This window comes from Rhodococcus sp. 66b, from assembly GCF_002076325.1.
In the GTDB taxonomy this organism is placed as follows: domain Bacteria; phylum Actinomycetota; class Actinomycetes; order Mycobacteriales; family Mycobacteriaceae; genus Rhodococcus_F; species Rhodococcus_F erythropolis.
On sequence record NZ_MUZB01000013.1, the window covers coordinates 207,059 to 231,447 of the forward strand.

The window sequence follows — 24,389 nt, forward strand, 5'->3', positions numbered from 1 at the left end:
GGTCACTTCTCCGTAAGGAGGAAGTCCTCGAGTTCGCGGTTGACGCGCTCGGGGGCTTCCTGGTGCGCGTAGTGACCAACTCCGGCAATGGTGCGCAGTTTCTCGCCGGGAGCCCAATGCTTGTCGCGCCGCACGGTACGGGTGAGCACGTACGGGTCGAGTTCGCCGTGAATCTGGACGATCGGAATGCGAAGAACCTGATCCATCAAACGCATGAAACGACGACCCTCCGGCCGGAGCTGGCTGCGGAAGGCCCAGCGCTGGTACTCCAGCGTGGAATGCGCGACGCCCGGGATTCGGATCGCAGCCCGCATCTTGGTCATCACGTCCGCGAACTCGGGTTGCTGCGGCCAGGTGGGGCCGGACCGCGAGCGAACCAGACGCTCCACCTCGGCGCCGTTGTCGGCCGTCAACCGACGTTCCGGGCGCAGCGGTACCTGATAGGCCAGGAACGAGGGCAAAAGCGCGCGGCGCTGATATGGGTCGCGCACGACTGCTTTCTTGAGTGCCATCGGGTGTGGCGACGAGATCAACGCGATCGACCGCACCAGGCGTGGATGCAGGAGCGCGGTCGCCCAGCACACCAACCCGCCGTCGGCATGACCGATCAGCGTGGCCTTGCCGTAACCCATCGCACGAATGAGACCGGCTACGTCACCGGCGAGCGTCCAACCGTCGTAGCCGCGAGGGGGCTTGTCGGAATCGCCGTACCCACGAAGATCCATGGCGACGACGCGGAATCCCTGCTCCGACAGTGCCGTCAACTGATGGCGCCAGGACCACCAGAAATCGGCGAATCCGTGCAACAGGACCACCAACGGAGCATCCGGCTCCGCGTCGCCTACCTCGACGACGTGAAACCGGATGCCGTTGGCGTGAATGTCCCGGTGAATCCAGGGGCCGTCGAACCTGACGGTGGATGGATCTGGGGCTGCCACTTTCGATCAGACTCGCTACCGGCGCGCGTTGAAATCGACAGACGGCTTTGCGTCGTCATGGCTGCCGGGAAGGACGTTCTTGGCCTGCTTGAGCGATTCGATCGTCTTCTCCGGAGCCCTCAGCTTGCGCACACGCAGATAACCGAGCAGCGCCAGAATCGCGGTGGTCACCACCATGATCAGGAAGACGATGAGGAACGCCAGCCAGCGCGGCACCCAGGTATCGAGCATCTCGGCCAGGAAGAAAAAGAAGAAGAACGAGCTGAACAGCAGAACCGTGAAGGCCAGGATGAAGAAGACACTGCCCTGCAGACCCTTCTTGACCTCGCCCGTGACCTCGGCCTTGGCAAGTTCAACCTCGGCGCGCACGAGGGTGGAGACCTGTGCGGTCGCGTCCTTGACGAGGGCCCCGATGGTGGCCTCACCCGGCGTGCGGGCGTCCACATCGGTGAGAGGGATGGACGAGACCGTGTTCGGTACTCCATCTCCGGTGAAGCGCTGGCTCTCTCCGTTGGTCAAGCTCACTTGTCGACCTCTCCAGGTAGTTCTCTCGCGTCCGTGGCAATGGCGGTGGAAGCGTCGTCTCGAGCCGCATGAACTCGTCCACGTCGCCACAGCAGCGCTGATCCGATCAGCGATGCCACCAACGATGTCACGAGAACTGCGGCCTTCGCTATCTCGGCCTCGCTGCCATCGCCGACCCCGTCCAATGCGAGGTCTGCTACAAGCAGGCTAACGGTGAACCCGATGCCACCGAGAACTGAGAGGGCAAACATGTCTCTCAATTCCAGTGTCTTGGGCTTGGTGGCTATGCCCAATTTGATCGCGAGCAGGGAAATTCCGAAGATTCCGACGGTCTTTCCGACCAGAAGGCCGACGACAACCGATTGCCCGACGGGGTCGGTGAAAATGTCGCCGAGTACCGCGGCGTTGATCGGAACACCGGAGGCGAACAGTGCGAAGACGGGGACGCAGAAGCCTGCGGAGTACGGCTGAATGCGGTGCTCGAGGCGGCTGCCCGGCGCGTACTCCTCGTCCGGATCGCGCCTGACACGGGTGAGTAGGCCGAGCGCGACGCCCGCGAGTGTGGCGTGTATCCCCGCTTCGTGCATCGCGTACCAGGTCAGTAGTGCCAGCGGGACGTAGAGGAACGGCGTCGTGATGCGCTTGTGCTGGGCGTAGGCGTAGACAGCGAGGGCTGCGGCCGCGGTCAGCAGCCACAACATCGCGAGGGAGCCGGTGAACAGTACGGCGATGAGGATGATGGCGAGCAGATCGTCGACGACGGCCAGGCTGAGCAGGAAGACTCGGGCGCTTGCGGGGATCTTCGATCCGGTGAGAGCGAGCACGCCGAGGGCAAAAGCGATGTCCGTCGCGACGGGAATGGCCCAGCCCTTGTCCATACCTGGAGTGCCGAAGCCGATGGACGCCGCGATGATCGCGGGGACCAGGACGCCGCCGCACGCCGCGATGATCGGGAGCATCGCGGCTTTGCGGTCCGCGAGCTCGCCGACCACCAGTTCGCGTTTGAGTTCGAGGCCGGCGACGAAGAAGAAGACGGCAAGCAGTCCGTCTTGCGCCCAGGTGCCAAGGCTGAGGTCCAGATGGAGTGCAGACGGGCCGATCTGGAAGTCGCGCAGTGCGATGTAGCTCTCACCGAAAGGTGAGTTCACCCAGATCAGAGCGACGGCAGCGGCGATGAGCAGTATCGATCCGCCCACCGTTTCGGTGCGGAGATAGCGGGACAGTTCGGAACGCAAAGTGGAGATCACGCGTGGGGACGACCTTTGTTCGTGCACCCGAGTTCGGATGCAACAGACATGAACGTGATCGACGTTGTAAAGCATCGAATGCACGTGCCGACCAGACTTCCCGGCTCACCTTTACGGGATTTTATCGCGGATTGCTCGCTGAGCCGAATTAGCGAACCGAATTTGCGCCGGAAAACCCCGCGGGTGTTCAATTCCTACTGATTGGGACACTATCCCACCAATTGGACAATTTTCGTATAACGGCGCAGGAGCATGTTTTGAGCACGTCAGTCAGTGAGAACCCACCCAAGCCGGAGGGCGGCGACGCAGATGCCGTCGCCGGAGTGCCGCGCAGCCGAATCGTGGTTGCCAGCATGGTGGGTACGTCCATCGAGTTCTACGACTTCTACATCTATGCAACAGCGGCAGTATCGGTGTTCCCGCACCTGTTCTTCCCGAAGGGCAACGACACCACCGCGCTTCTCGCGTCGTTGGCGACGTTCGGACTCGCGTTTGTCGCCCGTCCCCTCGGCTCGATTCTCTTCGGGCACTTCGGTGACCGCGTCGGACGCAAGGCAACTCTGGTCGGCTCGCTGCTGACGATGGGCATCGCGACCTTCCTCATCGGACTGCTGCCCACTTATCACCAGATCGGTCTGCTGGCCCCGGCGTTGTTGGCGCTCATGCGTTTCTGCCAGGGCCTCGGGCTCGGCGGCGAATGGTCGGGCGCGGCTCTGCTCGCGACCGAGACGGCCAAGGAAGGCAAGCGGGCGTGGGCGGCGATGTGGCCGCAGCTCGGTGCACCCATCGGCTTCTTCATGGCCAACGGACTGTTCCTGATCATCACGCTGTTCATGAACCATGACAATTCCAGCCCGGACCTCGAAGGGGCCTTCCTGAGCTGGGGATGGCGAATTCCGTTCCTGCTCAGCGCAATCATGGTGATGATCGGCCTGTACGTCAGGCTCAAGCTCGAAGAGACTCCGGTGTTCGCGCGTGCAGTCGAGCGCGGCGAGAAGGTCAAGACCCCGGTCGCCGAGGTATTCAAGACCAGCTGGCGTCAGCTGATCATCGGTACGTTCGTGATGCTCGCGACGTACACGCTTTTCTACATCATGACCACCTGGGTGCTCAGCCACGGAACCGGCAAGACGGCGGCCGACGGCGGAACCGGCGCCGGCTTCAAGTACACCGATTTCCTTGTCCTGCAGCTCATCGCAGTCGTGTTCTTCGCTGCCGCCGTGCCGGTCTCGGGTTGGCTCGCCGACCGCTACGGGCGTCGTATCACACTGCTGATCATCACCGGCCTGATCATGGTGTTCGGCTTGACCTTCGGCGTGTTCCTCGAACCGGACGGAATGAACGACGGTCGTATGTTGGCGTTCCTCATCGTGGGCATGCTGCTCATGGGCCTGACCTTTGGGCCGATGAGTGCCGTTCTCCCGGAACTCTTCCCGACCAACGTCCGCTACACGGGCTCGGGAATCGCGTACAACACCGCCAGCATTCTGGGCGCTGCGGTGGCGCCGTTCATCGCCGTCTACCTCGCGAAGAACTACGGCGTCGGCTGGGTCGGCATCTACCTCCTCGTGGCGGCGACGCTGACTTTTGTTGCGCTGCTGGTCATGCGCGAGACAAAGGGTGAGTCGCTAGACGATGTAGGGGCATGACCCTGCTGTGCGCCTTTATTAACCCCCGGCGGTTAATAAAGGCGCACAGCAGTTGTCAGGGAAGCTGAGCAGGCAGGACGTGCTCACCGGTCTTGTCGGTGCTCAAGGCCAAGGAACTGATGTACTGCTTCTCGCCGTTGGGGCCGGGAACGTTCGACGCGAGCATGTCGGGTCGCTCGAACTCGATGCCGCTGACGCAGCACAGAAGCGTTTCACCCGAGGGGTTCCCGTACTCGTCGAACATCGGCAGATCGATGCCGTCGTCGGTGCGCCGCAGGTAGTACTTGCCCTTGGTGGCGACGGCGAGGACCGGCGGCATCACCAGTGCGATGACGATCGCGACGATCGGGGAGAACGGCTTGATCGCCGAACCGAATGCGCCGAAGAACACCAGGATCGAAATGCCCGCGGCCAGCAGCATCGACACGAAGCCGACAGGGTTGACGTCGTAGAGCATCCCGCGTCGGAACTCGGGGACCTTCGGGGAGAGCTTCAACCAGTACTTGTTGATCGCGATGTCGGAGGCGACGACCACGACCCAGGCGATACCGCAGTTGGCGTAGAAGCCCAGGATCGTGTTGAGGAAGTCGAACATGTTGGCTTCCATCAAGATCAGTGCGATCGCCAGGTTGACCAGAACGAAGATCATGCGTCCCGGGTAGGTCTTGGTGACGCGGGTGTACGAGTTGGTCCAGGCCAGTGAGCCGGAGTACGCGTTGGTGACGTTGATCTTGATCTGGCTGATGACCACGAGGATCACGGCAAGGGTCATGGCCAGCCAGTGCGGCATCATGTCCTGGTAGATCTCGAGAAACTGGTGCACGGGCTGGTTGGCGATCGAAGATCCGTCGACGACGTTCGCGATGATGTACACCGCGAGGAACAGTCCGACGATCTGCTTGAACGCGCCGAAGATGACCCAGCCGGGCCCCGCGAGAATTACTGCAGCCCACCAACGACGGGTGTTCTCCGGCGTCTTGGGCGGCATGAAGCGTAGGTAGTCGATCTGCTCGGCGATCTGTGCGATCAGCGACAGGCAGACACCCGCGGCCAGCATCACCGATCCGAAGTTGACGCCCTTGCCGTTTGCGCCGTCCTCACCGCCGAAGGCGAAGAACGCGCTCACCGAATCTGGGTGCTTGAACAGCAGATACAGGAACGGCAGCACCATCATGACGAGCCACAGAGGCGTCGTCCACACTTGGAGCTTTGCCAGAGCTTTCATTCCGTAGATGACCAGTGGAATGACCATCAGGGTCGAGACCGCGTAGCCGATCGAGAGTGGGATCCCGAGCCCCAGTTTCAAACCCTGGGCCATGATGGAACCTTCGAGCGCGAAGAAGATGAAGGTGAACGTCGCGAAGATGACGTTGGTGACCACGGAGCCGTAGTAGCCGAAACCGCTTCCGCGCGTGATCAAATCGAGGTCGATGTTGTATCGCGCGGCGTAGTAGGCGAGTGGGAAGCCGGTGGCCATGATGACGACGGCAAACACGGCGATGCCCAGCAATGCGTTACCGGTGCCGTACGAGATGCCGATGTTGGCGCCGATCGAGAAGTCTGCGAGATACGCGATTCCGCCGAGCGCGGAGGTCGCGACGACGCCGGTTCCCCATTTGCGGTAGCTGCGTGGCGCAAATCGGAGGGTGTAGTCCTCCAGAGTCTCCTTCAGTGCGGCGTTCTCACCGAGATCTGCCCTGTCCGGTGCGCCGGCGGACACCTGCTCGTTCACTGCTGTCATGACGTCACTTCCCCTGGGTGCCTGTGCATGTGCACTTTGTGGTGCAGGCACCCAACCTAGGGAGGTGGCGTTACGCGGACATGTTTGAAATGTGTCGCCCACGTTGCGGATTCGATCCGCAACGTGAGCGAGCACTCATGGGACTTTCTTTACCTGTATCTGATCACCAACTGCCCGCGCCTGCAAGGCGAGTGGCTGCGTCCCGACCGGTCGCAGGTCGAGAACGGCGGCGGCCACCGGGTCGGCCAAGACGTTTCGGATGGTCCGGCGCAGGCCACGTGCTCCGTACACCGGATCGAATCCGCGCCGTTGCAACAGAGCGACGGCGCTGTCGTCCACGTCGACATCGACGCCTCTCCTGGCCAACCGAGTCGTGATCAGTTCGATCTCGAGCCGGGTCACTTGTTCTGCGGTCTGTTCGTCGAACTCGTCGAGGATCACGGTTTCGTCGATGCGGTTGAAGAACTCGGGGTCGAAGAACTTCTCGAGAGCGCGCTGCACCAAGTGGTGACCATGGTGTGGTCGATCGATCCGGACGCGATCGGCGAGCTGCCGCACCCGGGACCGTCGACGTTCCGCCACCGCAGCAGAACCGAGATTCGAGGTCAGGAACACGTAGCTGTTGCGGAACGAGATCTTCTGCTGACCGTTCGCCAACCGGAGTTCGCCGTTGTCGAGGACCTGCAGGAGCGCACGTAGAACGGTGGGGTCGGCCTTCTCCACTTCGTCGAACAGGACGATTCCGGGGGTGTACGGATCGCCCTCGACGGTGTTCTTGTCGAACAGTGTGAAGGACTCCTTGCTGCCGGCGTACCCAGGCGGAGCCCCGGAGAACGACGCCGCATAATGCTCTTGAGCAAGAGCATTCATGTCGATGCGGCACAGATCGTCGGGCCCGGACCGGAGTTCCGCGGCCACGCGCCGCACCAACTCCGTCTTGCCGACGCCGGTGGGGCCGACCAGAAGGATGTTGGCGAGCGGACGCGTCGGATCCGTGGCACCGACATGCGCGATCGAAATCGCCCGAACCACTGCGTCGACGGCGGCCTGTTGTCCGACGATCTTGGAACTGAGGGCTTTCGAGAGATTGCGAGCGTCGAAGGCCCCGACCGGTACGGGTTCGGATCGTTCCTCGGCCGGTGGTGGTGCTGCACTGTTCCGGTCATGGAGCATGTCGGTGATATACGGCACAGCGAGATCCTTAAACTTCGATTGTCTTCTCGACCGGCAGGTTTCCGACGCGGCAGTCCGCTACGCCCACTGTGTCTCGGGTGATGGCCTCGACGCGTTCCTGAGCCTTCTGGGCATCGGTGACCCACAGCTTGTAGAACTCGAACGGGCAGTCCGCGACGCCCTTGTCTCCGTCACCTGCTGCGTGGACACCGGAGTATCCGCGGTGGAGGAGCTTGAAGATGTGGTTCTGGGACTGATCGTTCTCGCGTGCGTCGCGAATGGCTGAGACGGACAACTGCGCGTACTGGATTCCGTATTCCTCCTCGCCGGTCTCACCCAGCGTCCGACCGTCGAATCCGATGATCGCGGAGTGTCCGAAGTAGGAGTAGACGCCGTCGAATCCGGCTGCATTGGCAACTGCCACATAACAATTGTTGGCCCAGGCCATTGCCTTGGACATCATCACCTGCTGGTCCTTGGCGGGGTACATGTAGCCCTGGCAGCGGACGATGAGCTCTGCACCCTTCATCGCGCAGTCACGCCAGATCTCCGGGTAGTTGCCGTCGTCGCAGATGATGAGTGAGATCTTCAGGCCCTTGGGACCCTCGGATACGTACGTGGTGTCGCCGGGGTACCAACCTTCGATGGGGCACCAGGGCAGGATCTTTCGGTACTTCTGAACGATTTCGCCCTTGTTGTCGATGAGAATCAACGTGTTGTACGGCGGCTTGTTCGGGTGGTCTTCGTGCTGTTCACCGGTGATGGAGAAGATTCCCCAGGTATCGGCCTCGCGGCAAGCGGCGGAAAAGATTGCGGTCTCGTCACCGGGGATGGTTGCCGCTGTCGCATACATCTCCTCTTCGTTGTACATGATTCCCTGCGTGGAGTATTCGGGGAATACCACCAGATCCATTCCGGGGAGTCCGGTCTTCATGCCGATCATCATGTCGGCGATCTTGCGCGCGTTCTCGAGAACTCCGGCGCGATCGTGCAGGCGGGGCATCTTGTAGTTGACTACTGCTACGCCGACCGTGTCGTTGCTCGAGGAGATGTCACCGTGTCGCATTGTCTTTCACTCCTTGGTTGTGTGGATCAGTTGAAGACTGGATGAGTCTGGGGAACTGCGGCTTTGGGTGCGGCGAGGATCTTGGCCAGACCGAGGAGAACCAGAAGCGCTCCGGCCCAGCCGGCGGCTACCGCGGGTGTGGTGTGGAAGTTGTCGGTCAGGATCAGAAAGGCGGGAACTGTGCAGGTGGGCTGGCTCAGCAGGACTGCTGCCCAGCCGGTGAAGCGGCTGAGGTTCTCACGGCCGAGGCCGAGTACCAGGAAGAACAGCGTCCACAGTGCTGCCCATGCGAGCCAGATGACCCCGAAGACGGGGTCGTTGCTCACCGTGAACGAGAGGAAGGAGTACACGAGCGCGGCGCACGCGACGAACAGTGAGAACCACCCGATTCCTTCCGGTTCGAAGCCGGCGAGATTGCTGATTCCCACGTAGAGGTAGGTGAATCCGAACAGGTAGAGGCCTGAGGCCGCCAGGACGGCGCTCGAATCTCCCTGTGCCTGAATCAACAAAACGGTGGGGACGACGCATTGAAGTGCGCCGACGAAGAGATTGAGGACCGAGGCGGATCGAACGGGAACTGTGCCGAGCAGCATCAGTCCGTTGACGAAGAGGACGGCTCCCACGTAAAGCAAACCAACACTGCCCATCGGGCACCTCCGGTTACTTTCGGGACGGGTTACTTTCAAATGAAATGATTCCAAATGAAACTAAGTGATGCGCGCCACAGAAGTCAAGAGGTGGATCTCAGGGGAAGGTTTCAGAGGGTGGCGATGATCGAGAAGTCGAGTCCGTCCGCGACGGCCAGCTGAATCTTCTGTCGTGCAACGCGATCGCGAAACTCGACGGTTCCGCGAGGCCCGTCGTACGCGGCGCCTTCGACGACGGCGTCCAGGGCGTGCGGGTGGGTGCTGTCGGCGCGTCGAACCAGGGCCGAAAGGGTATGTATCCCTTCGTAACACGACTCGGCAGCGTTGTTCAGTGCCGGGGCGTGCGCGCCGTGCAGTGCGATGTAGCGCCCAAGCAGGTCCATGGAGTTACCGTCGACCATCGAGCGGAAGTACGCTGCCGAGGCAAACAGGTTCCGGGTTGCGCGGGGGCCGCTTGCGAGCAGCATGTTTTCTTCCATCAACGGGCTGAACCGGATCATCGACTCGTCGAGGCCTCGGCGGCCGAAGGCTCGGTTGAAGTCGACGGCGTCCTGTCCGACGAGGAGCATGATCACGCCGTCGCAACCGGAGTTCGAGACGGTCTCGACCAACTGCTTCATGTTGCCGCGCCCCAGATCGACAAACGAACCGCCGACCAGGGTGAGGTCGAGTTCGGTGGCGAATTGCCTCACGGCCCCGAGCGAGCTGTGAGGCCAGATGTAGTCGTCGCCGACGACGAACCACTTGCGCGCTCCGACGTTGTCGCGCAGCCACTTCAGTGCCGGCGCGATCTGCTGTCGTGGTGTTTCGCCTGAACAGTAGATTCCTGGTCTGACCTCGCCGCCCTCGTAGAGCGAGGTGTACGAGTACGGAATACGGCCTGCGACCACCGGTGCGAGTGCGTGGCGGACCGAGGAGATGTGCCAACCGCTCACGGCGTCGATGTCACCTGCGTCGAGTAGCTGTTGCACGCGGGCTGCGACGACGCCCGGCGAAGCGCCGCCGTCGATCACTTCGATCTGGACTTCGCGTCCCAGTACGCCGCCGGAGTTGTTGAGATCGCGGGCGGCCAATTCGCTGATCGCCTCACACGACGGACCGAACAGTCCGGCCGGCCCTTGGAGGGGAAGCACCATGCCCAGGCGCCACACGGCGCTGCGCGCGCGTTCGAGCGCGCCGGTAGCGCTCATGCGTCGCCGCCGGAATCGGAAGTCAGCGGCCTGGCCTGGGTTACTATCATTTCATTTGAAAGTATTGCCCGAGAAGTGTGAAGTACGCAACAGCGGGGGAGCGATCAGTGGGAAAAAGTGACTCCGGAATTCTTGATGCTTCGCTGACGACCACGCTGGTCCGAGCGGCTCGAATGGCCGCGGCAGCGGCGGAGAAAGCGCTGGCGGCTGAGAATCTCACTCTCGATCACTGGATGACGCTCGAAGCCCTGGCGTCGACCGAGGGGCTGACGATGGCTGAGCTGCGCGATCGAACGGGAACACCGGCTCCGACGCTGACGCGAGTTGCGGACAAGTTGGTCTCGCTTGCGCTGATCTATCGGGAGGTCGGTGAGGACGATCGCCGGAAGGTACGCGTGTTTCTCTCCTCGCGCGGAAAATCTCTGCACAAGCGGGTTGCCGCAGACATTCGCGTGGCCGAGGAGTCCTGGCTGACGTCGAAAGAGGAAGTGAAGTTGCGAGAGGGGCTCCGCCCCTGTGCGCCTTTCCGGTAGTGGGGACTACCAGAAAGGCGCACGGGGGCCGAAGGCCTTACTTGCCGCGGATTGCGTCGAATACCTTGGGGTCGACCAGGGTTGAGGTGTCTCCGAGGTCGCGGCCTTCGGCGACGTCGCGCAGGAGGCGGCGCATGATCTTGCCGGATCGGGTTTTTGGCAGTTCCGGCACGATCGTGATCTGACGCGGCTTGGCGATGGGGCTGATGTCGGTGGAGACCTGCGCCTTGAGCTCGGCGATCAGAACGTCGCCGGTGTTCTCGACGCCTTCGCGCAGGATGACGAACGCGACGATGCCCTGTCCGGTGGTCTCGTCCGCGGCACCGACGACGGCAGCTTCGGCGACTCCGTGATGGTTGACCAGTGCTGACTCCACCTCGGAGGTGGAGATGCGGTGACCGGAGACGTTCATGACGTCGTCGACGCGGCCGAGGACCCAGAGGGCGCCGTCGTCGTCGTACTTGGCGCCGTCACCGGCGAAGTACCAGCCTTCTTCGGCGTAGCGGGACCAGTAGGTGTCGCGGTAGCGGTCCATGTCGCCCCAGATGCCGCGGAGCATCGCCGGCCACGGCTCGTCGAGGACGAGGTAACCGTTGCCGCCGGGGCCGAGGGGCTTGGCGTCGTCGTCGACGATCTTCGCGGAAATGCCCGGCAGTGGTGCCATCGCGGATCCGGGCTTGGTGGCGGTGATACCGGGCAGCGGGGAGATCATGATCGCGCCGGTCTCGGTCTGCCACCAGGTGTCGACGATGGGGGCCTTGTTGCCGCCGATGACGTCGCGGAACCAGCGCCACGCTTCGGGGTTGATGGGCTCACCCACAGATCCGAGCAAACGGATCGAGGACAGGTCGTGGGCGTCGGGAATTTCCCGGCCCCACTTCATGAACGTGCGCACGAGGGTGGGTGCGGTGTAGTAGATGGAGACGCCGTACTTCTCGATGATGTCGAAGTGGCGGTGCTCGTTCGGGGAGTTGGGGGTGCCTTCGTAGACGACCTGGGTGACGCCGTTGGAGAGGGGGCCGTAGACGATGTAGGAGTGTCCGGTGACCCAGCCGATGTCGGCGGTGCACCAGTAGACGTCTTGTCCCGCTTTGTGATCGAAGACGTTGTGGTGGGTGTACGACGCCTGGGTGAGATAGCCGCCGGAGGTGTGGATGATGCCCTTGGGCTTACCGGTGGTGCCGGAGGTGTAGAGGATGAACAGGGGATGTTCGGCGTCGAAGGCCTGCGCTTCGTGCTCGGGCGAGGCCTGCGCGACGGTCTCGTGCCACCACAGGTCGCGGCCGTCGGTCCACTCGACGTCGATGCCGGTCCGGTTGACCACCAACACGTTCTGGACGGAGTCGGCTCCGGCGACGGATTCGTCGACCGCTGTTTTGATGGGTGCTGCGGCGCCGCGTCGCCACTGGCCGTCGACGGTGACGACGAGCTTGGCTTGGGCGTCGTCGATGCGTGAGCGTAGGGCGGTGGCGGAGAATCCGGCGAAGACGACCGAGTGGGTCAGTCCGAGGCGGGCGCAGGCGAGCATGGTGACGATCGCTTCGGGGATCATCGGCATGTAGATCGCGACGCGGTCACCGGCGACGAGGCCGAGGTCGGTGAAAGTGTTTGCGGCGCGGCTGACTTCGGCGAGGAGGTCGTTGTAGGTCAGATTCCGGGAATCGCCTGGTTCGCCTTCGAATGCAATGGCGACGCGGTCGCCGTTGCCGGCGAGGACGTGGCGGTCGACGCAGTTGTAGGCGACGTTGAGTTTGCCGCCGACGAACCACTTGGCGACGGGGGCGTCGGTCCAGTCGAGGACGTCGGTCCATTTCTCGTGCCAGTGAAGGCGCTCAGCCTGATTCGCCCAGAAAGCGAGGCGGTCGGTATCTGCGGCAGCCTGCAACTCCGGTCCCGCGTTGGCGGCCGCAGCGAACTCTGCGCTCGGCGGATATGCCTGGGGGACGTCTGTTTCGGCTGCGCTTGTCATGGCTGACGGCCTTCTTTCCACATTGATCGACACTTTTCTGACTCCGTGTGAGGGTAGTCACAAGCTCGCTCAAACGCACCGTTGCATCACGTTGCAACCCGTTGTCCTGCGACGATCGGTCGAATCGATGCGACGGGTGGTCACTTCCGCCGACGAATGAATGTGTCCGAATTCAATTACCCCCAATTTTCCAACAATGGGTGCGGTGCGCGCTTCGGGTTCGATGTGTCTATTGTCAAACCATTATTCGACCGCAACTCGAAGTCACGTTCACTTTCAGTTGTAGGCGACACGACGCCGGCAGTTACGGCTGTCGGCAGGCCGCGAGCATGCTCGGGGTCACTTAGATGTGGAAGGAATTCCTTTGCGTATCTCACGCATAGCGACCGGCGCGGTCGCGCTCGGAATGACGGCAGTGCTGATCACGGCATGTTCGTCCGGCGATTCGTCGGGCGGATCGTCCAGTGGCGTCGTCAACGCCTGGGCGGGCGAGCCTCAGAACCCGTTGATCCCCACGAACACGAGTGAGAACATGGGCGGCCGCGTCCTCGACTCACTGTTCTCCGGTCTCGTTTCGTACACCGCAGACGGCGGTACGGAGAACGAGGTTGCCGAGTCCATCGAGAGCACCGACGGTCAGAACTTCACCGTCAAGCTCAAGGACGGCTGGACATTCACGGACGGCACCCCCGTCACCGCGAAGTCGTTCGTCGACGCGTGGAACTACGGAGCCCTCTCCACCAACGCTCAGCTTCAGGCATCGTTCTTCGATCCGATCAAGGGCTACGACGAAGTTGCCGCCGAGGTTCCGACGGCACAGACCATGTCGGGTCTGAAGGTTGTGGACGACTCCACCTTCACCATCGAACTCAAGCAGCCCGAGTCGGCGTTCCCCGATCGCCTCGGCTTCACGGCGTACTACCCGCTGCCCGAGGTCGCGTTCAAGGACATGACCGCCTTCGGTGAGAACCCGATCGGCAACGGCCCGTACAAGCTCGACGGAACCGGCGCGTGGCAGCACAACGTCCGCATCGACACCGTCGTGAACCCGGACTACAACGGCAACCGTAAGCCGAAGAACGCCGGCGTCGACTTCATCATGTACAACAGCCTCGACACGGCGTACACCGATCTCCTGGCCAACAACGTCGACGTTCTCGACCAGGTTCCTCCGAGCGCCGTCACGACCTTCGAGTCGGACCTGCCCGGACGCACCGTCAACCAGCCGTCGGCAACCATCGAGACGTTCACGATCCCGGGTCGCCTGCCGCACTTCAGCGGCGAAGAGGGCATGCTCCGCCGTCAGGCGATCTCGATGGCGATCAACCGCGATCAGATCACCCAGCAGATCTTCAACAAGACCAGGACGCCTGCACTCGACTTCACCAGCCCCGCAATCAAGGGCTGGAACGACTCGCTGACCGGTAACAGCAACGTGAAGTTCGATCCCGAGGCGGCCAAGGCTGCTTGGGCCAAGGCCGACGCCATCGCACCGTGGTCCGGCAGCTTCGAGATCGCCTACAACTCCGACGGCGGACACCAGGAATGGGTCGATGCCACGGCGAACAGCATCCGCAACACCCTCGGTATCGACGCGAAGGGCAAGCAGTACGCCACCTTCGCTCAGATCCGCACCGAAGCCACCGACCGCACCATCCAGAGCTCTTTCCGCTCCGGTTGGCAGGGCGACTACCCGCAGCAGTACGGCTTCCTGGCGCAGAACTACCAGACCGGCGGCAGCTCCAACGACGGTGACTACTCCAACCCCGAGTTCGACCGCCTCCTGCGCGAATCGGCCGGCCAGACCGATCAGGCGAAGGCTCAGGAACTGCTCGATCAGGCCCAGGAAGTCCTGCTCAAGGACCTGCCCGCAGTTCCGACGTGGTACCGCAACGCTGCCAGTGGATGGTCGGAGAACGTTTCCAACGTGACCATCAGCTGGAACGGTGTTCCGGTCTACGAAGACATCGAAAAGAACTGACGCGTAGAACGATCCGCATCTGAAACGTGAGTTCGGGGCGGCAGGCGCCCTGCCTGCCGTCCCGAACTCGTGTTCACACCGGACTGTCCGCTGACGTACACGATCATCGACAAGGAGGTGATCCGATGCTCTGGTACATCGGTCGCCGAGTGCTTCAAATGATCCCGGTTTTTCTCGGGGCCACTCTTCTGATCTACGCCATGGTCTTCCTGCTTCCCGGTGATCCGATTGCCGCGTTGGCGGGCGACAAGGCGCTCAGTCCGGCTGTGGCAGCACAGCTTCGGGAGCGCTACCACCTCGATCTCCCCTTCTATCAGCAGTACCTGCTGTACCTGAAGGGCATCTTCACGCTGGACTTCGGCACGTCGTTCTCCGGACGACCTGTCAGTGAAGTTCTGGCACAGGCATTTCCGATCACGATGAAACTTGCCTTCATGGCACTGATCGTCGAGACGGTCTTCGGTGTCGGCTTCGGCCTCATCGCGGGCCTGCGTAAGGGCGGATTCTTCGACAGCACCGTCCTGCTGTTCAGCCTCGTTCTCATCGCCATCCCGATCTTCGTGATCGGCTTCCTGGCTCAGTTCTTCATCGGCGTCAAATGGGGCATCGTCCCGCCGACGGTCGGTGGCAACACCAGCTTCACCAATCTCCTGCTCCCTGCCCTGGTTCTCGGTTCGGTCTCGTTTGCGTACGTACTGCGACTGACCCGAACGTCCGTGGCGGAGAATCTGACTGCCGATTACGTCCGCACCGCTACCGCCAAGGGACTTTCCCGTGGACGAGTGGTTCGCGTGCACGTGTTGCGCAACTCGCTGATCCCCGTGGTCACGTTCCTGGGTGCCGACCTCGCAACGTTGATGGGCGGCGCCATCGTCACCGAGGGCATCTTCAACATCAACGGCGTCGGTGGCACGATCTACCAGGCCGTGACCAGAGGTGAAGCGCCGACGGTGGTTTCGTTCGTCACCATCCTGATCGTGATCTACCTGATCGCGAATCTGCTCGTCGACCTCTTGTACGCCGCGCTCGATCCGAGGATCCGCTATGTCTGAGACCGTGAAGACCGGACGCGCAGTCCGGCAAAGTCATTTCGTGGCACCGCCCGAAGTTGCGGCACCGGGGGAGACGGACGCCGTCAAACTCGATCAGGCGCCGACCAGCATGTGGACCGATGCGTGGCGCGACCTACGCAAGCGCCCCCTGTTCATCATCTCGACGATCATCATCCTCGCGGTCATCGTCATCGCAGCGTTTCCGAGCTTGTTCACGAGCACCGATCCGCGGTTCTGCGACCTGACCTACAGCATGCAGGGGCCGACCTCAGGGCACTGGTTCGGTTTCGACCGCCAGGGCTGTGACGTGTACTCGCGCACCATCTACGGTGCTCGCGCATCCGTACTCGTGGGCGTCGGTGTCACGGCGTCGGTGCTGGTGATCGGCGTGATCTTCGGCGCGCTGTCCGGTTTCTACGGCGGATGGACCGATTCGATCCTCTCCCGTGTCGCCGACATCTTCTTCGGCATCCCGCTGATCCTGGCTGCCATCGTCCTGATGCAGCTGTTCACCGATCGCACCATCTGGACCGTCGTCGGCGTGCTGGCGCTCTTCGGCTGGCCGCAGATGGCAAGAATCGCTCGAGGCGCGGTGATCTCGGCGAAGAACAACGATTACGTCATGGCCTCGGAAGCGTTGGGTGTCTCGAAGCTCAAGACACTGATCCGCCACGTCATCCCGAACTCGTTGGCGCCCATCATCGTGGTCGCCACCATCTCGCTCGGTACGTACATCGTTGCCGAGGCGACGCTGTCCTTCCTCGGTATCGGTCTTCCGTCCACCGAGGTTTCGTGGGGCGGCGACATCAGCAACGCTCAGGTGACGCTGCGTCAGGGTTCGACCATTCTGTTCTACCCGGCAACGGCTTTGGCGATCACCGTTCTCGGATTCATCATGATGGGTGACGCTCTGCGCGACGCCCTCGATCCCAAGTCGCGGAAGCGGTGAGCACGATGACCACCAAGGAAACTCTCACCTCGGAGGAAACTCCGTTGCTCGAGATTCGTGATCTCGAGGTGTCTTTCCAGTCCAATTCCGGTCCGGTTCCGGCAGTTCGAGGCGTCAGCCTGACCGTCTACCCGGGTCAGACTGTCGCGATCGTCGGCGAATCGGGTTCGGGTAAGTCCACTACCGCACACTCGATCATCAATCTGCTTCCCGGCACCGGCAAGGTGACGGCAGGCGAGATCATCTTCGACGGCAAGGACATCTCGAAGGTCTCGGAGAAGGACTTCGTCCACATCCGGGGAAGCCAGATCGGTTTGGTTCCGCAGGACCCGATGTCGAATCTGAATCCCGTGTGGAAAGTGGGCTTCCAGATCGAGGAAGCACTGGCCGCCAACGGGATCGCCAAGGGCAAGGCAGCCAAGGTTCGGGCTGCGGAACTGCTCGAGGAGGCAGGACTCGCGGAGGCCGAGAGCCGGTTGGGGCAGTACCCGCACGAGTTCTCGGGCGGTATGCGTCAGCGCGCACTCATCGCGATCGGGTTGTCCGCTCGTCCGAAGCTCCTGATCGCGGACGAGCCGACGTCGGCGCTCGACGTCACGGTCCAGCGTCAGATCCTCGATCACCTAGACGGTCTGACAACGGAACTCGGCACCGCCGTTCTGCTCATCACTCACGATCTGGGCTTGGCCGCCGAGCGCGCCGAGCATCTGATCGTGATGAGCAGGGGTCGTATCGTCGAATCCGGTCCGGCGCTGGAGATTCTGAAGCGCCCGCAGCATCCGTACACGCAGAAGCTGGTCGCTGCTGCGCCGTCGTTGGCGTCGAAGCGGCTCAGCTCATCAGTGGCACGCGCCGAGATTCGCGAACAGGCGGAAGAGGTCGCCGAAGCGGTGAAGGCCGAGGAAAGTGCGGCAGAGTCCTTCGGCAAGGCGACCGACGACGTTCTTGTCGTCGATCATCTGACCAAGGTGTTCAAGCTGCGCAAGGGTTTCCGCAAGACCACCGACTTCACAGCCGTGAACGACGTGTCCTTCAAGGTCCGCCGCGGAACCACGACTGCAATCGTCGGCGAATCGGGTTCCGGTAAGTCGACGGTCGCGCAGATGGTTCTCGGCTTGCTCGAGCCCACCGCAGGCAACGTGGTCTTCGACGGTCAGGACGTGTCCAAACTCGGAGCGAAGGAAACCTTTGCGTTCCGTCGTCGAGTGCAGCCGATCTTCCAGAACCCTTACGGCACGCTCGACCCGATGTACTCGATCTACCGCACGATCGAAGAGCCGCTGCGTACCCACAAGGTCGGGACCAAAGCAGAACGGGAGGCTCGCGTCCGCGAACTTCTCGACAAGGTCGGTCTGCCCCAGTCGGTCATGCGACGGTTCCCGAACGAGCTCTCCGGCGGACAGCGTCAGCGCGTCGCAATTGCGCGAGCGTTGGCACTGCAACCGGAGGTCGTGATCTGCGACGAGGCGGTCTCCGCTCTCGACGTGCTCGTGCAGGATCAGATCTTGACCCTGCTCAACGACCTGCAGGCAGAGTTCGGGTTGACGTACCTCTTCATCACGCACGACCTGGCCGTGGTTCGTCAGATCGCGGACAACGTGTTGGTGATGTCGCGTGGCTCGATCGTCGAATCGGCACCGATCGACGACGTGTTCGGCAATCCGCAACAGGACTACACCCGCAAGTTGCTCGACGCGATTCCCGGCGGGTCCATCACGCTGGGAAGCTGACGCAACAGGTAGGTAGGCAAGTCCGCAGAGGGGCTGCAAGGGTACCGTCGTTGATCGTGACGGACCCCTTGCAGCCCCTCGTCGATCTTCCAGGCGTACGCGCCGCCGCCGATCATGCGCGCGACGCTCTGGGTGAGGTTCATCGGCACAAGACCAACCGTCGCGGTTGGCCCACCACTGCCGCCGAAGCCGCGGTTCGCGCTGCGCGAGCTTCCGCATCGCTGGCCGGTGGCACCACCGAATTGCCGGCCGAGGGCATGGCCGGTGATCCGATTCTCGCGGGTGCTCTGCGCGTGGCTCAGGCTCTGGACGGCGACAGTCTTCCCCTCATGGAGTCGACGTGGAAGCGCGCCCCGCTGCAGGCTTTGGCCCGGCTGCACCTGCTGGCCGCGGCAGACCTCGTCGAGGACGCGGATCAACTGGGGCGGCCACGTTCGGATCGCGGAGTGGGGGAGCGGTTGGACGCTCTCGCGCAACTCGTTACCGGCGGAACCAGTGCACCGGCGCCGGTTCTGGCGGCCGTCGTGCACGGAGAACTCTTGGCGCTGAGCCCGTTCGGCACCGCTGACGGCATTGTTGCACGTGCGGCTTCGCGTCTGGTTGCGGTCTCGTCCGGGTTGGATCCGCACAATCTGGGAGTCCCCGAGGTCAGTTGGCTTCGGCGGCCGCAGGCGTACACGGACGGCGCGGCTGGATTCGCTTCGGGAAATCCAGCGGGTGTCGGCAGTTGGGTGATCTTGTGCTGCGGAGCTCTCGAAGCCGGTGCGCGAGAAGCGACTTCGATCGCCGACGCGGCGACTGGATAGTCTGCAACAGGGCGGGGCCGGCACATAACGAACGGGCGGCGCTGCCGATAAATCGACTTCGCCGCCCGTCAGCACGGACTACTCGTTACCAAGCGTGCTCGGTGGGTTGTGTGGGTGGCCTCGGCGAGGGATCGCACTTTCTGAGGTCGTCCCCGCAACCGGTGCGGGGTCCTCGCTCAAATTGAACGAATCTCGCAGGCCCACAACGCTTCTGCCCTTATAGTGGCTTGTGCTCCGCGTGGGTGCCCTAGTGCCCGTGCTAGGAATTTCGGTTGGGGAAACGGTCCTTCTCTTCCGAGCCGTTCCTGGCCTTCCGTTCTTCCGTAACTCCTTTGTACCCTGTGTCCGGGCTCACAGCAAGTACCAATTTTTGTTTGTGGGCATTGGATTTCAGCGTTTCCGACGCAGTAGCCCGAAGGTCATGGCGCCGGCCACCAGAGCTGCGATTCCCACCGCTGCAGTTGTGGCGACCGTCGTCGTGGACTGGGCCGACAATCGCGCGCGAAGCGAGACCGGGTTCGAGAAAGTCAGTATGGGCCAACCGTTTACGGCCGCTTCCTTGCGTAATGCACGATCGGGGTTGACTGCGGTGGGATGTCCGACCGCCTCGAGCATGGGCAAATCGGTCACCGAGTCGGAGTAGGCGTAACTGGCGGCGAGGTCGTAGCCGTATTCCGCGGCGAGTTTTTCCATCGCTTCGACCTTGCCCGGACCGTAGCAGTAGAAGTCGACCTCGCCGGTGTAGTGGCCGTATTCTTCCCTCATCGACGTCGCGACGGAATGGGTGGCGCCGAGGGCGCGGGCGATCGGCGCGACGATCTCCTCGCCCGACGCCGACACCACGATGACGTCGTGTCCACGCAGCTTGTGATCTGCGATCAGATCGGCCGCCTCGGCAAAGACGAGTGGGTCGACGATGTCGTGCAGAGTCTCCGCGACGATGGCCTTCACCTGTTCCACGTCCCAGCCCGCGCACATCGCAGTCAGGTGCTCGCGCATGCGCTCCATCTGATCGTGATCGGCGCCGGACAGAAGAAACAGGAATTGCGCATAGCTGCTCTTGAGAACCGAGCGTCGATTGATCAGACCCTGGGCGAAGAATGGCTTGCTGAACGCCAGGGTGCTCGACTTCGCGATGATCGTTTTGTCCAAATCGAAGAAAGCGGCTGTCCGCCCGGTATTCAGTCCGTTCGCAGGCTTGTCGGTCACAGGAATGAGGATAGTCCGACAGGCGGTTCGTGTGCTCCTCGGCAAGCGTCCTCTTTCGGCGAAAAACAGCAGTTCAGTGCAGCTCAGGCTTGCATTTCTCGCCAATGGCGGGTGTAAGATCGTTGCTGTTCGATTCGTTCGAACTAGTTCAGCCCGACCCCCCGGGGCTGAACTCAGACGGCCCCCGCCTCCTCCCCCCATTGGCGGGGGTCGTCCTCTGTCTCAGGCCTGTTTCTCCACAACTTCCCAGTTGTCCACAGGCTCTCTCGACCCACTGTTTTCGGTGCCGGTGCTCGTTCAGGCTCTGCAGTCATGAACACGACGATCAACTCTCGGGAAACCGGGGCTCCCATTCTGGTTCTCGTCGACGACGCGAAGGTCCTCGCGAGCGTGCGCCGCGTCGCTGCCGCGGTGGATCGCTGTCTGGACGAGGCCGAGCATCCCGTTTCCCGGCAACAGTGGAACCGGGCCTCGGCGGTCGTGTTGGACGCGTCGGCTGCGCGGGATGCTCTGACTCGTTCCCCTAAACGAACGCGAGTGTTCCTCGTGTGCGACGGCACACCGACCGTCGACGACTGGAAGAGCGCCACCGCGATCGGAGCCGACAGCGTTCTGTCCTTGCCGGAAGAGGAGAACGCACTGGTCGCAGTTCTGGCCGACCACGTAGACGTGAGTGGTGACGGCACCGTCGTGAGCGTGGTGGGTGGTTGTGGTGGCGGCGGAGCCTCGGCAACAGCTGCGGCTGTCGCGTTGACGTCGGCGGCACGTCACGTCCCGACGTTACTGGTGGACGTCGACGCACTCGGCTCCGGCGCTGATGTGCTGTTGGGCATCGAGACGACCCCCGGATTGCGTTGGGGTGCACTGACCGTCGAGGGCGGGCGGCTGGCCCCGGATGCGCTGCGCGATGCCCTGCCGGCAAAGGGAAAGTTCCTGAGGGTTCTGGCGAGCAGTCGCCGCGAGATCGACGGTCCGACAGTGACCGCCGTTCGCGCCGTGCTGGACGCAGGTCGCAGTTCCGGCGGACTCGTGGTCTGCGACGTGCCACGTCATCCCAGCGAGGTAGGTCAGGCCGCGTTGGAGATGTCGGATTTGGTTCTCGTGGTGGTTCCGGCCACCGTGGCTGCGTGCGTCGCTGCCGAGAAGGTCGGAGCCTGGGTGGTGCGACACAACTCCAATGTCGGGCTCGTCGTGCGTGGGCCGGCGCCGGGAGGCCTACGCGGCGCCGATGTGGCAGACATGCTCGGCCTGCCGCTGACGGCCGTGATGCGCGGCCACCGCTCGCTGGCGCCGATGCTCGAGCGCGGTGGCCTCGAATTGACCCGAGGCTGTCCGCTGAGTGCGGTGGCAACAGCGGTACTCGACGCCGTCGAATCCGGCGCACGCCCGCGCAGGGCTGCGGCATGAGCGCGTTGGTCACGACAGAACTGCTCGACCGAGTTCGCGAGCGGCTGACGGCGTCGTCGGTCGCCGAGCCGACGGCGGCCACCGTTGCCGACGCCGTGCGAGCCGAGTCCTCTGGCGTTCTGGCGGACACGGATCTGTTGGAGGTCGTCAGGGTGCTCCAGACGGAACTGACAGGCGCAGGGCCGCTCGAACCACTGCTGCACGAACCCGGTGTCGCCGATGTACTGGTGACCGCGCCGGATCAGGTCTGGGTGGACCGCGGGGTCGGCCTCGAAAGGTCCGGGGTCCGGTTCACCGACGAGGCAGCCGTGCGTCGACTGGCGCAGCGGTTGGCACTGTCGGCAGGTCGACGCCTCGACGACGCCCAACCGTGGGTCGACGGCCGTCCGCGGGGCGTCGGCGACGGGCACTTCGGGGTACGACTTCATGCCGTACTCGCACCGGTGGCCCAGGGCGGAACCTGCGTGTCACTGCGAGTGCTGCGGCCCGCAACACAGGGTCTCGACGCGCTGTGTGCTCACGGCGCCGTGGAACCGGACGCGCGCGAACTCCTCGATCGCACCATCTCTTCTCGCTTGGCCTTCCTGGTGATCGGCGGGACCGGCGCGGGAAAGACCACGTTGTTGTCCGCCATGCTCGGCGCGGTCGACCCGCGCGAGCGAATCGTCTGCGTCGAGGACGCGGCCGAACTAGCGCCGCCGCATCCGCACGTCGTCCGCCTCGTCGCCAGGGCTCCCAACGTCGAGGGCGTCGGAGAGGTGACGGTGCGCGATCTGGTTCGGCAGGCACTGCGGATGCGTCCCGATCGCATCGTCGTCGGTGAGGTCCGCGGTGCAGAGGTGACGGATCTGCTCACGGCGATGAACACCGGCCACGACGGCGGCGCCGGCACCGTTCACGCCAATTCGCCCGAAGAGGTGCCGGCCAGACTCGAGGCGTTGGCTGCGCTCGGCGGTATGGATCGCCACGCGTTGCACAGTCAACTTGCCGCGGCAGTTCAAGTGATCCTGCACGTACACAGATCGGCCGACGGATCGAGGCGTCTCGAACAGATCGGCGTCATCGATCGCGGTGCGGACGGATACGTACAAATCATGCAGGCATGGCCGGACGGCGGTTCGGGTCGTGAGCGGCTCGAGCGGATGTTCCGGCTTCGCAATCGAGAGGTCGGGACGTGACAGTTTCCTTCCTGGTCCTCGCGTTGGCGGTCTCGATTGCGCCGGTGCGGGATTCACGTGCTCGGCTCGCTACGTACGCCCCGAGCATCCGCAAGCCCTCCCGGCAGATTCCGTGGCAGTTGGTCGCCGCATTTTTCGCGGTGTCGGCTGCAGGGGTTCTCGGAGGCTTGTCGGCAGGATGCGCAGCGGTTGTCCTCGCCGGAACCTTGATCTTTCGTGGGCGCCGCGCGAAGGCGGCCGAAAACCGGGACCTCGCACAGAAGATGCTGCTCTCCGGTCTGGAGGTGCTGATCGCCGAGCTGAGCGTCGGCGCGCATCCTGCAGTTGCCAGTTCTGTTGCAGGCGAGGAATGTAGCGGCGAAGTAAGTGCGGTGTTCCGGTCCGCTGGGGCCAGGGCGCGTCTCGGTGGTTCTGCCGCGGCGGCCTTCGCGGTACCGGATTCGTGCATCGAGCGTGAGTTCTCCCGCATCGGATCCGTCTGGCGGGTCGCAGACCAACACGGTCTGGCTCTGGCTGAACTACTCGGCGCGGTCCGGACGGACATGTTGGGGCGTAGACGCTTTCGTCAGCGCACCGAGGCCGGGTTGGCGGGCGCTCGGGCGACGGCTGCGGTGCTGGCTTTTCTACCGCTGCTGGGGATCGGCCTCGGCCAGTTGATGGGGGCGTCGCCTCTGCGCGTGCTGTTCGGCGGTGGGCTCGGCGGCGTGCTGCTCGTGATCGGAACTGCCTGTGTCTCAGCTGGTTTGCTCTGGACCGACCGGATAACTGCGAAGGTCACGTCGTGAGTTGGGCATCCGTGGCGATGATCGCGTTGGCGCTCGCGATCATTCCCGCTCGCCGCGGCGCTTCGGCCAGGGCGGCAGAAATTCTGTTCGCGGACACAACAACAGAAAATTCGGTTGCAGCCCCGGACAAGCCGGATCCACTCGCAGTTGCCGCAAGTCTCGACCTGCTCGGGGCCTGCCTGCGAGCGGGGCTTCCCGTCTCCGCCGCGATCACAGCGATGGCGTCGACCGCGCCGAAACCGATGGCTGACACGCTCAGTCGCGTCGCCGACCTTCTCACGCTCGGTGCTGATCCCGACGCCGCGTGGAGCGAAGCCGCTCTCGATCCCGATACCGAGGCGCTGGCCAGAATGGCTCGGCGTTCCGCCCGTTCGGGTTCGTCGCTGTCCTCGTCCATGGCCGAACTCGCCGAGCGCAGTCGAGGTGACGCCGAGGATCTGGCTGCTGCCGCGGCCGAACGTGCGGGAGTGCTGATCAGCGGTCCACTCGGACTGTGTTTCCTGCCGGCGTTCATCGCCTTGGGCATCGTCCCGGTGGTGATCGGGCTTGCCACGACTGTGCTCGGGAATGGCCTGTTGTGAGCCGGATCCGTGTGAAAGCTCCTGCGGCAGAAC

21 protein-coding genes are annotated in these 24,389 nt (G+C 63.2%); 11 read left to right on the top strand and 10 right to left on the bottom strand.

Annotated elements, in window-relative coordinates; genetic code table 11:
- Positions 1-2 precede the first annotated feature (2 nt).
- Genes B0E55_RS24020 through nhaA form a run of 3 tightly spaced genes read right to left on the bottom strand, consistent with a single transcriptional unit; the run spans position 3 to position 2,794 of the window.
- Positions 3-938 carry an alpha/beta fold hydrolase gene (locus B0E55_RS24020; protein ID WP_019746624.1) on the bottom strand — a complete coding sequence of 312 codons (936 nt, stop codon included), beginning with the start codon at positions 936-938 and terminating at the stop codon, positions 3-5.
- A 15-nt stretch (positions 939-953) separates the two neighbouring features.
- On the bottom strand, positions 954-1,463 hold the full coding sequence (locus B0E55_RS24025; RefSeq protein ID WP_019746625.1) for a phage holin family protein: 510 nt from the start codon (positions 1,461-1,463) through the stop codon (positions 954-956).
- Positions 1,460-2,794 (bottom strand): Na+/H+ antiporter NhaA, encoded by a 1,335-nt coding sequence (gene nhaA, locus B0E55_RS24030; protein WP_019746626.1) that lies wholly within the window; start codon positions 2,792-2,794, stop codon positions 1,460-1,462. The genes B0E55_RS24025 and nhaA overlap by 4 nt, the downstream gene beginning before the upstream one ends.
- 173 nt (positions 2,795-2,967) lie before the next feature.
- Between nhaA and B0E55_RS24035 the strand changes: the two genes are divergently transcribed.
- Positions 2,968-4,359 (top strand): MFS transporter, encoded by a 1,392-nt coding sequence (locus B0E55_RS24035; RefSeq protein ID WP_080910592.1) that lies wholly within the window; start codon positions 2,968-2,970, stop codon positions 4,357-4,359.
- 55 nt (positions 4,360-4,414) lie between these two features.
- Here B0E55_RS24035 and B0E55_RS24040 read toward each other — a convergent pair whose 3' ends face one another.
- The 5 genes from B0E55_RS24040 to B0E55_RS24060 all read right to left on the bottom strand — a co-directional run bounded on the left by B0E55_RS24040 (position 4,415) and on the right by B0E55_RS24060 (position 10,176).
- On the bottom strand, positions 4,415-6,100 hold the full coding sequence (locus B0E55_RS24040; RefSeq protein WP_019746628.1) for a purine-cytosine permease family protein: 1,686 nt from the start codon (positions 6,098-6,100) through the stop codon (positions 4,415-4,417).
- A 135-nt stretch (positions 6,101-6,235) separates the two neighbouring features.
- A complete protein-coding gene (locus tag B0E55_RS24045; protein ID WP_080910593.1) occupies positions 6,236-7,291 on the bottom strand; it encodes an AAA family ATPase in 1,056 nt (351 codons plus the stop codon).
- A gap of 10 nt (positions 7,292-7,301) precedes the next feature.
- Entirely contained in the window at positions 7,302-8,339 is a 1,038-nt protein-coding gene (locus tag B0E55_RS24050; RefSeq protein ID WP_019746630.1) for an aliphatic amidase, read from the bottom strand.
- A gap of 26 nt (positions 8,340-8,365) precedes the next feature.
- A complete protein-coding gene (locus B0E55_RS24055) occupies positions 8,366-8,986 on the bottom strand; it encodes an AmiS/UreI family transporter (protein ID WP_019746631.1) in 621 nt (206 codons plus the stop codon).
- Between the two features lie 110 nt (positions 8,987-9,096).
- Entirely contained in the window at positions 9,097-10,176 is a 1,080-nt protein-coding gene (locus B0E55_RS24060; RefSeq protein ID WP_080910594.1) for a substrate-binding domain-containing protein, read from the bottom strand.
- Between the two features lie 107 nt (positions 10,177-10,283).
- Here B0E55_RS24060 and B0E55_RS24065 point away from each other — a divergent pair, with 107 nt between their 5' ends.
- Positions 10,284-10,709 (top strand): MarR family transcriptional regulator, encoded by a 426-nt coding sequence (locus B0E55_RS24065; RefSeq protein ID WP_060939272.1) that lies wholly within the window; start codon positions 10,284-10,286, stop codon positions 10,707-10,709.
- Positions 10,710-10,746: 37 nt separating this feature from the next.
- Here B0E55_RS24065 and acs read toward each other — a convergent pair whose 3' ends face one another.
- Positions 10,747-12,678 (bottom strand): acetate--CoA ligase, encoded by a 1,932-nt coding sequence (acs, locus tag B0E55_RS24070; protein WP_019746634.1) that lies wholly within the window; start codon positions 12,676-12,678, stop codon positions 10,747-10,749.
- Positions 12,679-13,042: 364 nt separating this feature from the next.
- Between acs and B0E55_RS24075 the strand changes: the two genes are divergently transcribed.
- The 5 genes from B0E55_RS24075 to B0E55_RS24095 all read left to right on the top strand — a co-directional run bounded on the left by B0E55_RS24075 (position 13,043) and on the right by B0E55_RS24095 (position 19,196).
- Positions 13,043-14,659: a peptide ABC transporter substrate-binding protein gene (locus B0E55_RS24075; protein WP_020968269.1), complete on the top strand. Its 1,617-nt coding sequence runs from the start codon at positions 13,043-13,045 to the stop codon at positions 14,657-14,659.
- Between the two features lie 125 nt (positions 14,660-14,784).
- Positions 14,785-15,711 (top strand): ABC transporter permease, encoded by a 927-nt coding sequence (locus B0E55_RS24080; RefSeq protein ID WP_019746637.1) that lies wholly within the window; start codon positions 14,785-14,787, stop codon positions 15,709-15,711.
- Positions 15,704-16,660, top strand: coding sequence for an ABC transporter permease (locus B0E55_RS24085; protein WP_019746638.1), 957 nt, complete (start codon positions 15,704-15,706; stop codon positions 16,658-16,660). Before B0E55_RS24080 ends, B0E55_RS24085 begins: the two co-directional genes overlap by 8 nt.
- A gap of 5 nt (positions 16,661-16,665) precedes the next feature.
- Positions 16,666-18,390, top strand: coding sequence for a dipeptide ABC transporter ATP-binding protein (locus tag B0E55_RS24090; RefSeq protein WP_108912731.1), 1,725 nt, complete (start codon positions 16,666-16,668; stop codon positions 18,388-18,390).
- Between the two features lie 56 nt (positions 18,391-18,446).
- Complete coding sequence (locus tag B0E55_RS24095; RefSeq protein ID WP_020905979.1) at positions 18,447-19,196, top strand: hypothetical protein; 750 nt, start codon at positions 18,447-18,449, stop codon at positions 19,194-19,196.
- Positions 19,197-19,586: 390 nt separating this feature from the next.
- Here the strand turns inward: B0E55_RS24095 and B0E55_RS24100 are convergent, their stop codons facing one another.
- Positions 19,587-20,405 (bottom strand): HAD-IB family hydrolase, encoded by an 819-nt coding sequence (locus tag B0E55_RS24100; RefSeq protein ID WP_080910596.1) that lies wholly within the window; start codon positions 20,403-20,405, stop codon positions 19,587-19,589.
- A gap of 312 nt (positions 20,406-20,717) precedes the next feature.
- Here B0E55_RS24100 and ssd point away from each other — a divergent pair, with 312 nt between their 5' ends.
- From ssd to B0E55_RS24120, 4 genes are read left to right on the top strand one after another with little or no spacing between them, the layout of a single operon-like run.
- The gene (gene ssd, locus B0E55_RS24105) at positions 20,718-21,812 is read left to right on the top strand and encodes a septum site-determining protein Ssd (protein WP_020905980.1); all 1,095 of its coding nucleotides are present in this window, start codon (positions 20,718-20,720) and stop codon (positions 21,810-21,812) included.
- The gene (locus B0E55_RS24110) at positions 21,809-22,990 is read left to right on the top strand and encodes a TadA family conjugal transfer-associated ATPase (RefSeq protein WP_080910597.1); all 1,182 of its coding nucleotides are present in this window, start codon (positions 21,809-21,811) and stop codon (positions 22,988-22,990) included. The genes ssd and B0E55_RS24110 overlap by 4 nt, the downstream gene beginning before the upstream one ends.
- Positions 22,987-23,775, top strand: a complete 789-nt coding sequence (locus B0E55_RS24115; RefSeq protein WP_080910598.1) for a type II secretion system F family protein — start codon at positions 22,987-22,989, stop codon at positions 23,773-23,775. The genes B0E55_RS24110 and B0E55_RS24115 overlap by 4 nt, the downstream gene beginning before the upstream one ends.
- The gene (locus tag B0E55_RS24120; RefSeq protein ID WP_020905983.1) at positions 23,772-24,356 is read left to right on the top strand and encodes a type II secretion system F family protein; all 585 of its coding nucleotides are present in this window, start codon (positions 23,772-23,774) and stop codon (positions 24,354-24,356) included. The genes B0E55_RS24115 and B0E55_RS24120 overlap by 4 nt, the downstream gene beginning before the upstream one ends.
- Positions 24,357-24,389 lie beyond the last annotated feature (33 nt).